Consider the following 11204-nt stretch of genomic DNA (forward strand, 5'->3'; position numbering starts at 1 on the left):
TCTCTAAAGTTCTATCTAAAAGTTAAGGTTATTATATTTGGCACAAAATACATTTAACCATGAACGTACCCATTATAAACCGCTCTAAACACGAAATTCCATCTTATGAAACCATCGGTTCTGCTGGAATGGATTTAAGAGCCAATATAGACGAAGCGATTACGCTAAACCCTTTGGAACGAACCATTGTAAAAACAGGAATTTACATGGCATTACCTGTGGGTTACGAAGCGCAAGTACGTCCCAGAAGTGGCCTGGCTGCTAAAAAAGGAATCACCGTTTTAAATGCACCTGGAACTGTTGATGCTGACTACCGCGGTGAAGTGGGGGTAATCTTAGTCAACCTATCCAACGAACCTTTCGTTATTAACGATGGAGAGCGCATTGCACAAATGGTCATTGCAAAACACGAGCGTATTACTTGGGAAGAAGTGACAACACTTGACGAAACAGCGCGCGGTGAAGGAGGTTTTGGAAGTACGGGAGTTTAAGTAATTCTCTTGTACAATTGGCTCATCGTTCGGTAGTCTTTGTACAACTTTTCAAAATTCAATTCACAATGAGTATAATACTGATACCCCAAGCTCTTGTAAAATTCAAATGCTTGGGGTTGTTTGTTCATGACATCTAACCACAGTACGGAATACTTTTGCTCTCGAGCGAGCTGTTCTGCCCAGCGCATTAGTAATTTTCCAATTCCTTGCCCCTGAATTTCTGGAGCCAAATACAAACGATGGATTTTTAGGAACGCTCCCTCCATAGCCCCCAATGGAAGCCCTCCTACCCAACGAAAAATTCCTACTTTTTCCGATCCTTGACACAAAAAATAATAGCCGGCGTTTTCCTGTTTACAATCTTTTAAAAATTGTTGCTGATTGTATTGGCTGTCCAAATAACTACGACCGGCATCTTCCCAATAGTGTGCGTAGGCCGGTGGATAAATTCGACGCATGAGTGCTCGCAGCGCTTCTCCGTCCTGCTCCTCTATTGCACACAGGGCTATTTCTGGGGTCAAGGGTATCATTAGATGTTATCTTTTATAAATTTCATTTCCGTTAAAAACCGTCAAGATTACTTTGGTCTGTTTGATTGTTGAGGCAGCCACCTCAAAAATATTGCGATCTAAGACTATAAAGTCGGCCAACTTCCCTTTTTCCAAACTCCCTAACATATTTTCCTGACGCATCACATAGGCCGCATGAAAGGTATAGGCTTTAACCGCTGATTCCAACGAAATGTTTTGAGGACTTCTCGTGACTGCGTTGTGCAAGCCTATAAACGGATTCATCGTACTTACATTCCAATCGCTGCTGAGCGTTACGCGAGCTCCTGCTTCGTGCAAACTCTTTATAGGAACTAAGTTCTTAGCCAAGGTAGTACCAACCAAGTAGGCATTTTCATGCCAGTGTTGCGGTTGTGTAAAATCACCGGCTACCTGAGCATCTGCGGTTATATTGAGTTGCTTAAAACGCGGTAAATCGCGTTTATCTACCATTTCTACATGTGTTATTCGATGCCTTCCTTTCGATGTGGCTCCTTTTTCAACGGCATTTAAAGCTTCGTGAATACCTCGATTCCCAATCGCGTGAATGTGAAAATCAAAACCTGCGGACTCCAAATTTTTTATGTAGTGTTCCAGTCGGTCTTGCGTAAAATAATTCAATCCGTTGTTGGTAGGTAATTTAAAATAGTCTTCGAGGTAATTAGTGTGCAAGGCTGCGGTGGTGTTGTGGGTAATACCGTCGACGTACAATTTTATTTGATTTATTTTTAAAAACTCATAACTGCGATCGTCAAAGAGCTCTTTCAACGCCTTCAATTGTTCGGTATCTTCAGCGGTCGGATACGCCCATAAACCTAAGTTAAATCGAGCTGTAAGCTTACCGTCAGCAGCCAAGTTTCTCCAAACCTTGTGTTGACCTCGCTTCCAATAAGTACGTGCATCACAAACCGAAGTAATGCCGTGTTTCGCCAGTTCAGGAAGTACATAAGTTACCATTCCATCGTATTCATCAGCGGGATTGCGAAGGTCTTCTAATGCCTTTTGATATACTAAATCACCGGCGTTATCAATGAGAATTCCAGTAAATTTACCTCCTTCTTTCACTATGATTCCTCCTTGCGGGTTCGGTGTGTTTAAGTGGATCCCTGCCATGCGAAGTGCTTCGGAATTTACCCACATAGAATGCGAAGTGTGTTCCATGATCACCACCGGACGATTGGGCACGGCCTCATCTAAAATTTCAATGGGGTTTCGGCGAGCTTCCAAAAGCGTTCCCAAGGCGTGTCCAAAACCAATTATCCACTTTTTTCGGGGTTTCTTTTGAGCTGCTGACCGCACGATTTGTAAAAAGTTTTCTGCGTTTACTTCTGTCTCTGACAATTCAAAATCCGTTGCTCCCGATCCTACCTCCATCGGATGCATGTGAACATCGTGAAGTCCTGGTAATACTAGCTTCCCTTTTAAATTTACGAATTTGGCACCTGGCTTTACCCGTTTTCGGGCCTCTTTTTCCGTTCCGACATAGGCGATACTATTCCCTTCAATCAACAGTGCTTCTGCCCAGGGCATAGCACTGTTTACCGTATAAACTTTTGCATTGTAATACAGTACCTGTGTACTTTGCTGACTAGCGGTAGTAGCGGTTTCTTTTGGGCTGCAAGCTTTAGTTGCACATACGATACTGCACAGGAGTATTAATAATTTCATCTTATTCATTGTTTATGACCGATTTTCATCAGCCTTTTAAAGGAATGTAAATTGCTGTTTGGTATTCGTGAATGCTCGAAGTATTTCCCTCGTGTTTTAAATACTTTTCCACAAAGGGCTGTTCTGACACTTCCCAATCACTGGTCAACATCCAACGGCTAAATATTTTATCGTAGGTATCATCTATGCGTTGGTAGGACCCTGAATGCATAAACACGGCATAGCGCTGTGCTGGTAATTCTTTGATCCGAAACTTCTCTTTGGACACTGGCAAATCCGTAATGTCAATACAAGCGTCGTACTGATAGCTAATATACTCAGAAATTAGCGGTTCATCCCATATGATCCCTAGTGTTTCTAGGCTGTTTACTGGCAACTGTAATTCTTCCGCTTCTGCGATGAAATCCTTCCATTTCTCATCGAGATCTACGTGGTAATAATCACTTCTAAAACTCGTATAAAATACCGTCTTTGCAGGTTCAACAACAATCGTATCCTCAAAAAAAGGCATGGCTTTTTGTTTCTTATGGTTACTTAGAAATATTGCTTCTTTTTTACTTCGATAGCGGGCAGGTGAAATTCCGTAGTACTTTTTAAAAGCTTTGCTGAAACTAGCCACGTCAGCATAACCAACAGTAAGGGCTATTTCTTTAATTCCTTCAGATGAATACAGTAATTTCTTCGCACCGTTTTCGACCTTTAATCTACTAACAAAAGCACCTATTGTTTCACCAAATAGGGCTTTAAATACGCGTTGTAAATTTCTGTATGAATACGGAGCCAAGGCCTCTAACTCTGCCACCGAAATCTTATTAGCGTATTCCGTTCTGATGTAGGAAACCACCGGTTGCAACTTCTGTTTGTAATATTCAATTGTTTCCACGTTACAAAGTTATGAGGATGATTGCAGTTTACTTTTGTCCTAAATTGACAAGATAAAATACAAAAAAAAAGCTGTTGAATAGGTATTCAACAGCTTTTCATAGTAATAGTTGGAACTTCTAATTTAAATATTGCTTTTATTCTTGATTTTCAATAGCTTCTTTAATCTTGTTTTCTAGCTCTTCCATCAATTCAGGGTTGTCTTTAATAATACCTTTTACGGCATCTCTACCCTGTCCTAATTTCGTATCACCGTAGCTAAACCACGAACCACTTTTTTTGATGATTCCGTAGTCGACCCCAATATCTAAAATTTCTCCGACTTTAGAAACTCCTTCTCCGTACATAATATCAAATTCTGCAGTTTGGAAAGGTGGTGCTACTTTATTTTTAACGATTTTCACTTTGGTACTGTTACCAACTACGCGATCACCGTCTTTAATTTGCGTTCTCCTTCTGATATCTAAACGAACCGAAGCGTAGAATTTAAGAGCGTTACCTCCTGTAGTCGTTTCAGGGTTTCCGAACATTACACCAATTTTTTCACGTAACTGGTTGATGAAGAATACCGTACAATTCGTTTTACTGATCGTCGCTGTTAATTTACGTAAGGCCTGAGACATCAAACGAGCGTGTAATCCCATTTTAGAATCTCCCATTTCTCCTTCGATTTCCGATTTCGGAGTCAACGCCGCTACCGAGTCAACTACCACGATATCAATAGCTCCAGAGCGAATTAAATTATCGGCAATTTCCAAGGCCTGTTCTCCGTGATCGGGTTGCGAAATGATTAAGTTGTCTACATCTACTCCTAAACTTTCCGCGTAAAAACGATCAAAAGCGTGCTCTGCATCAATAAAAGCAGCAATACCGCCAGCTTTTTGAGCCTCTGCAATTGCGTGTATAGTCAAGGTAGTTTTACCTGATGATTCTGGTCCGTAAATTTCAATAATCCTTCCTCTTGGATACCCTCCTACTCCCAAGGCCAAATCCAATCCTAGAGAACCTGATGAAATAGCATCAACATCTTCAACCTGACTGTCTCCGAGCTTCATTACCGTTCCTTTACCGTAGGTTTTATCTAGTTTATCTAGTGTAAGTTGAAGCGCTTTTAATTTCGCTTCTTTTTCTTTATCTGCTGCCATAAAATCTGCTATATGATTATAAAAATAAGAGTTGCTAAGTTATAAAAAAACTCCTTAGGAAAACGCGGTTCATTTGAAGTTTTTTACACTAAAAAATTACCTTTTCATAACCTAGTAAATTTCTGAGTAACTTACATTTGAAATTAAAAATAGCCCGTGTCATCTGCACTTAAAAATCGACAAATACTCTTCGGTACAGCTTGCGTATTACTTTTAGCAAAAACGTATTATTGGGTAGCGGTATACCCAAATCCTGATGAAGCATATTATTGGCTATGGGGGCAATTTCCCGATTGGTCTTACCACGATCACCCCGGTTTCCAGGCCTGGATACAAGCGCTTTTTTCACACTTCGGAACTTCTCTATTCATCCTTCGATTGCCGGTGCTCTTGGCAAATGTTTTTCTGGTTTTACTCTTTTGGAAACTCTTTCGAAAAATGAAACTGCAGCAACCAGCGCTTATTCTAGTGTCCCTCTTATGGAGTCCGCTGTTCTTTTTGTTTACCACATTTGCCTGGAACGACTACGCCTTGCTTGTCAACAGCAGTATAAGCCTGTACTTTTTAAGCATTTTTCTGAATGATGTCCAGTTGGATAAAAAAGGAAATACCGCACATTTGTACGCGAGTAGTTTTTTTCTAGGCCTGGCCATGCTTTCTAAATACAACGCGGTATTTGTAGGACTTGCCTACCTCATACTCTTGCTTAGCAAGCCTAAATTTAGATCTCTTTTCAAAGAACTTCGCGGCTATATAGCGATCCTTATACCGCTACTCCTAACCTTCCCTATTTTCTTGTGGAATGCACAAAACAAATTCGGCTCTTTTGCCTTTAATATCCAACAAAGAACCTTACAACCTCTAAAAGAGGGTAGTTATATGAACGGAAATTACGGTGGTTTTCTCATCGGAAGCCTATTCATGCTCTCCCCGATAATTTGGATGGGACTGGTTTTTCTTTATCGACAGCCTCAAAAAGCCCCAACAAAAAACAGCTTCAAAACTGTGTATACTCAACTAGCTTGGGCCATCTTTTTAACATCAACCACAAGTTTTTTCGTGTTAGCACTCTTTTCAAATGTACTGTATTATTGGAACATACTCGGGCTGTTTTTTATTGCTCCACTCGGAATTGAACAGCTCATCCAGCGAAAAATGACCTGGATTCATATACTTTATTCCTGTGCAATAGTTATTGGCATGCTTTTTCATTTTGGTGTAGTTCCACTAACCTCCATTTTTGGAGGCAGTGACCGTGATAGCGTATACCATTACGGATGGCCTCAAATTGCCAAACAAATTCAACGACACCGTAAGCACTCTACCATTCCTGTAATAGGTTCTTCCTACAGAAATGCCTCACTACTAGCTTTTGCACTGAAAGAACCATCAGTATACTCAATTTCCGAACGATTTGATCAATTTGACTATTGGATTAAAGAACGCCCTTTACCAAAAGGAGAAGTACTCATACTGAGTGATGACCGCAGTCCGATTACTACGAATATCACTGCCCAATTTCAACAGCTTATACCACTCGATACCATTAAAATTAATGCCTTCGATTACCCAGTGAAAACCTATTACCTACATAGCGCCAAAAAATAATGAGAAAGCCCTAATCAAATTCAGCTACAATTATAGATTACTCGGTTAGTTTTAAACATATTTATATATTTGAAAAAAAATACACGATGATTTTAATTGCAGATGGAGGTTCAACCAAGGTAGATTGGGTTGCCATTGATAAAAATAAAAATGAGGTATTCAGAGCCCAAACGCTGGGTCTAAATCCCAATGTAGTATCCGATGAAGAGTTACATCACCGAATCGCCAATACAGAGGCCTTACAAACGCATAAAGAAAGTATAGACCAAGTCTATTTTTACGGTGCTGGCTGTGGTACAGAAAAACCTAAAATGGCACTTCACAATATTTTGAGTGCTTATTTCAATCAGGCTAAAGAAGTTATAGTTGAAGAAGATATGTTGGCCGCAGTGTACGCTTCTGCAAAAAACAAAGAGGCCATCGTATGTATATTAGGAACCGGTGCAAATAGTTGCTATTCAGATGGAAAGGACATTTACAGTATCGCTCCTCCTTTGGGCTATACCATTATGGACGAAGCCAGTGGAAATTATTACGGTAAACGATTGGTACGTGATTATTTTTACAAAAAAATGCCCGAAGATATTCGACGTGCCTTTGCTGCAGAATTTGATTTGACTCCGGATGTTATTAAACACAATTTATACAAAGCTGACAACCCCAACAGGTACTTAGCTAGTTTTGCCAAATTTATGTTTGATCATCAAGAAAACGCCTATATCAAAAAATTGGTGAAAAATGGCTTTAAAAAGTTTTTCAACTTCCACATTTTAAATTATAAAAAAGCCCCGTCGGTTCCGATTTATTTTATTGGTTCTATTGCCTTTTATTTCAGTAACATTCTCAAAGAAGTAGCTGATGATAAGGGACTTGTCATCGCGGAAATAATTAGAAAACCCATTGATAACCTCATTGATTATCACAAAAATATATCCTAAAAAATGGCGCTTGTAGCGCCATTTTTAATTTCTTGTCATTGGGATATGTGGTATCCCATCTTCTAAAAATTCATCACCACTGATAGCAAAACCGTGTTGTTCGTAAAACTTGATAAGATAGGTTTGTGCGGCAATCGTAATACCTTGTTTGTCATAGTGTTCCTGAGCGGCTTTAATCGAATACGCCATTAACTCGTGACCATAACCGTATTTACGCTCACTTTTGGCCACAATAACCCTTCCTATACTCGGATTTTCAAAATAGGCCCCAGCGTCAAATAAGCGCGTATAAGCGATAATTTTTCCTGCTTTTCTACCTATAATATGTAGGGCTTCTTGATCTTTGCCATCCATGTCCTGGTACACACAATTTTGTTCTACCACGAAAACTTCAGAACGCAACTGTAGTATCGCATACAATTCACTGGTTGTTAGATTTTTAAAACTTTTTACTTCTAAATTCATTAACACGTAACTGGTATTTTTTCGACTCTATTGGCATGGCGACCTCCTTCAAATGCTGTCGATAAAAAGATCTTAACAAATCCAAGAGCTTGTTGTAAGGAAACAAATCTTGCTGGAATTGTTAGCACATTAGCATCGTTATGTTGACGTGTAAGGGCCACTAATTCGTTATTCCAGCACAAAGCAGCTCTAACATTTTGATGCTTATTGGCGGTCATTTGTGCACCATTTCCACTACCACATAAAATAATTCCCATGGAAGCTTTTCCCTCGGAAACCATTTTTGCCGTAGGATGAATAGCGTCTGGATAATCCATACTATCCTCATTATCAGTACCGTAATTAACAACGGTATGTCCCATTTCTTCTAATAACTTAACGATCTCAAATTTATACGATGTACCTGCGTGGTCATTGCCTATTGCAATTGTCATAATTTATTGATTTTTATTGTGTTGTAGTACACAAAAATACAGTTATTAACGGTTATCAACAGTAATTAACACCCGTTTTTTTGATATTTACCCTAAGCCTATGGTTCTAAGTATATTAGCAAGTATTATCAAAATGTTAAGAAGTACTAGCATGTTTTGAAAAAAATTTTTGTCCATGTACGGAAATTTTACAATACAAGAACGAAAATCAATTACACAACTTTTTTTTTGATTTTTTAATGAACATTTATCAACAAATTATTTACAATTTATTTACAGTATTGGACGAATTAGAAATTCATGCTCATTAGTGAATAGCAGTTTAAGAGTTTTGTTAATAACTTATTTTATTCGTTGATATCATGCAATTTGGGTAGCTAATAAAATGTTTATTGTTTTTAATAAGTCATATTTGCAAATAATTTGAGCAGAAGTTACACTACATATTCACACGCTATTATTATATATATAAGGAATTTTAAATTTTAAAATTTTTTTTAATAATGATATTAGTTGTTGATAACTGTTAATTTCAGTTTTTACTTCTGGACACTTCTTTAAAATCGATTTCAAGGCTATTTTGTTTAAATACGCTATTCTGCAGAAGTCATATTGTACAAATTTTTTTTCGGTTGCGATTTTTTTGTGCGAGAACTCCTGCATACTCGCTTATTTTGTTAATAACTCCGTCTTGTTTTTGATAGGCGCTTGTCCAAAAGTGTTTTTTAAGCAAATTGCTGCACCTACTCCTGGATAATCGACTATTTCTTGTGGATAAGTTAGAATTTTGAAATTTCGTGCTGTGCAAGAGTCGAGAAGTTGGTCGTTTATTCACAGTTTCTTGAGAATTGCGTAAAATTTGTTAATAAACTAATTTTTTTGAATGTATTATTCTGGAGAACTGCTGATCGTCGTTAGCATTTAAAAATTCGCGAAATAGCAACTATTTTAATAGTTGTTAAATTCGTTGCTTTTGTACAATGCGCTATTTTACCCATCTTGATAGGTTTTGTTGAAATTCGTTATTCTCCAGAAGTAAGATTTTAGAAAATTTTATTTTCATAAAAATTCTTCCGCGATGCTGCTAAAATTTGCAAAATTGGTGTAGTGCTTGTATTTTTAGAAATTTTGGATTTTTGAGTAGGGGAGTTTTATTTTTCGTAACTTTGCAAATTCATTATAGCCGCTTCTGGAGAATGCTATATTTGATAAATTCCTGACATATCCTGCAAATAGCGCTTTCTCCAGAAGTAGGAATCTCCTTTCGAGTTTTAGACTTGTCTAAAAATATATTTTTTGTCGCTTCTTTTTTTTAAGTTGCTGATTTATAGATTCTTATATTTTTTTACTCTTTTTTTTCAAAATTTAAGATTACAGCTCATATTTTTTTATGAATTTCATTTTCTCCTAAAATTGAACTTATGGCGTTAAAATTGCTTAAAAAGCGTTTTTTTTTTGGGACTCGCTTTTGGAGAGTAGCGTATTTTTGATTTTCTTAATGTTCTTGTGGGAATAGTCGTTTGTACCAAAGTGATGCAGAAATTTTTTCGAATTAAATTCGATGCGTAGTTGGATTTTGATAAATCTTATCTACCTTTGCAGGCTCGACAAGTAATATCGGTTAATAGAATTTTGTTAGTTGGTAATTTTGTACTTTCGGAGAGTGGCGTATTTCGAAAGTTTTGAAGTAAATTACGACAAGAGCCGTTGTGCAGAAGCGAATGTATCGATGGGGTATTCCAATAGAAATAACTATAAGTGTAAGTTGTTGATATAGAGGTATTTATATCGATTTTTTGATATGAGTAATTGAATCTTGCGCTTTTTGATTTTTTGGAGTGCTAGTAGTGTTCAACGTACTGTTGATGCTAACAATGGCAACGATGATGCCAATGATAAATATAGCTAAAAAGAGCCCAATTATTTTGCGTAAGTCTTTCATAACGTCGAGTTTTATACTGTAAAGACGAAATATTTTAAGACATGTTACAGTTTTTTTAAGATATTTTTAACTTTTTTTGGCAAATTAGGCCTTGCTAATGAAGTTGATAGCCTTAGGGATTAAGGATACAACTGCTGGACCTTTACCAATGAGTTCACCGTCTGCCTGGAGATAGGTGTGTTCAGGAACGCTAGGAGTGAGTTTAATTTTGGTAGTCTTAAACGATCGAACTTTACGATGTTTAACGATGCGTCCGGAGTAGAGTTGCGGTAAATGAAGCAGAAGTTCCAAAACGCTAAAAGATTGTACATGACTGATATCGAGTAATCCATTGTCGAATGAACTGTACGCAGTAAGCTGCATGCCTCCAGCAGAATATCGGCATATGCCAAAGAGAGTCATCAGGGTTTTGAAATCGTGATGTTGATTCTCTGACTGGACTGTGATACGGGTTTTTTTGTAAAAAAGGAGCCCCCATAAACCGCTGATTAGATAGGCTATAGGACCTAAACGTTTTAGTTTCTTTAGCTTTTTGACAACATAGGCATCATAGCCAATTCCGGCAACATTGGCAAAGTATGCTTTGGTAGTTTCCAATTCAATAAGACCAATGTCTTGCTGTATGCGACTACCGGTATTCATCAGTTCCAAAACTTCGCGATATTCATGTGGAATATTATGTGTTTTTACCCAGTCATTTCCGGTTCCCTGAGGTAAGACACTCAAGGTTATTTGAGTGGAAGGACAGTAGTGCTGTTTCATAATGCCATTGACAATATGATGAAGTGTACCGTCGCCCCCAACAACCATAAAGTTCCTATGTCCTTCAGCAATAGCTCTTTGAACTAACTGATATTCCTGCTTAGGTTCCTCTGTAAATTGGTATAAGTATTTTATATTAAACTCTTTAAGAAGTAGTTTTATTTTTTCAAAATGTTGTACAAATTTTCCATTTCCGGCATTCGGATTGATAATGAGAAACCAAGTATTATTCATAAGAACTGTGATCAAAAGTGTATGGTAATGTACAAAATTGTATTGATAACACTTATTTAATAGCTGTTTACCTAATTTTATTTG

At 37.7% G+C, this 11204-nt stretch carries 11 protein-coding genes; 3 read left to right on the forward strand and 8 right to left on the reverse strand.

Translation table 11 applies throughout. The features are described 5' to 3' along the window. Nucleotides 1-59 precede the first annotated feature (59 nt). Complete coding sequence (dut, locus tag ACKTS5_RS20125) at nt 60-491, forward strand: dUTP diphosphatase (RefSeq protein WP_408045683.1); 432 nt, start codon at nt 60-62, stop codon at nt 489-491. Here dut and ACKTS5_RS20130 read toward each other — a convergent pair. The 4 genes from ACKTS5_RS20130 to recA form a co-directional block, all read right to left on the reverse strand. Continuing rightward, complete coding sequence (locus tag ACKTS5_RS20130) at nt 488-1024, reverse strand: GNAT family N-acetyltransferase (protein WP_408045684.1); 537 nt, start codon at nt 1022-1024, stop codon at nt 488-490. The genes dut and ACKTS5_RS20130 overlap by 4 nt on opposite strands. 6 nt (nt 1025-1030) lie before the next feature. Next, entirely contained in the window at nt 1031-2710 is a 1680-nt protein-coding gene (locus ACKTS5_RS20135; protein WP_408045685.1) for an amidohydrolase, read from the reverse strand. 28 nt (nt 2711-2738) lie between these two features. Continuing rightward, nucleotides 2739-3593, reverse strand: a complete 855-nt coding sequence (locus tag ACKTS5_RS20140; protein WP_408045686.1) for an AraC family transcriptional regulator — start codon at nt 3591-3593, stop codon at nt 2739-2741. Between the two features lie 136 nt (nt 3594-3729). After that, the gene (gene recA, locus ACKTS5_RS20145) at nt 3730-4737 is read right to left on the reverse strand and encodes a recombinase RecA (protein ID WP_408045687.1); all 1008 of its coding nucleotides are present in this window, start codon (nt 4735-4737) and stop codon (nt 3730-3732) included. Between the two features lie 156 nt (nt 4738-4893). Here recA and ACKTS5_RS20150 point away from each other — a divergent pair, with 156 nt between their 5' ends. Then, nucleotides 4894-6345, forward strand: a complete 1452-nt coding sequence (locus ACKTS5_RS20150; RefSeq protein WP_408045688.1) for an ArnT family glycosyltransferase — start codon at nt 4894-4896, stop codon at nt 6343-6345. An 86-nt stretch (nt 6346-6431) separates the two neighbouring features. Continuing rightward, nucleotides 6432-7283: an N-acetylglucosamine kinase gene (locus ACKTS5_RS20155; protein ID WP_408045689.1), complete on the forward strand. Its 852-nt coding sequence runs from the start codon at nt 6432-6434 to the stop codon at nt 7281-7283. Nucleotides 7284-7307: 24 nt separating this feature from the next. On the opposite strand, the gene ACKTS5_RS20160 is transcribed toward ACKTS5_RS20155, so the two are convergent. The 4 genes from ACKTS5_RS20160 to ACKTS5_RS20175 form a co-directional block, all read right to left on the reverse strand. Then, the gene (locus tag ACKTS5_RS20160) at nt 7308-7748 is read right to left on the reverse strand and encodes a GNAT family N-acetyltransferase (protein ID WP_408045690.1); all 441 of its coding nucleotides are present in this window, start codon (nt 7746-7748) and stop codon (nt 7308-7310) included. Next, on the reverse strand, nt 7748-8182 hold the full coding sequence (gene rpiB / locus ACKTS5_RS20165) for a ribose 5-phosphate isomerase B (protein ID WP_408045691.1): 435 nt from the start codon (nt 8180-8182) through the stop codon (nt 7748-7750). Before rpiB ends, ACKTS5_RS20160 begins: the two co-directional genes overlap by 1 nt. A 1783-nt stretch (nt 8183-9965) precedes the next feature. Further along, nucleotides 9966-10124, reverse strand: a complete 159-nt coding sequence (locus ACKTS5_RS20170) for a hypothetical protein (RefSeq protein WP_408045692.1) — start codon at nt 10122-10124, stop codon at nt 9966-9968. Nucleotides 10125-10208: 84 nt separating this feature from the next. Then, a partial coding sequence (locus tag ACKTS5_RS20175; RefSeq protein WP_408045693.1) for a diacylglycerol/lipid kinase family protein occupies nt 10209-11204 on the reverse strand: 996 nt, incomplete at its 5' end.

The organism is Tenacibaculum litopenaei, from assembly GCF_964514025.1.
GTDB lineage: Bacteria > Bacteroidota > Bacteroidia > Flavobacteriales > Flavobacteriaceae > Polaribacter > Polaribacter litopenaei.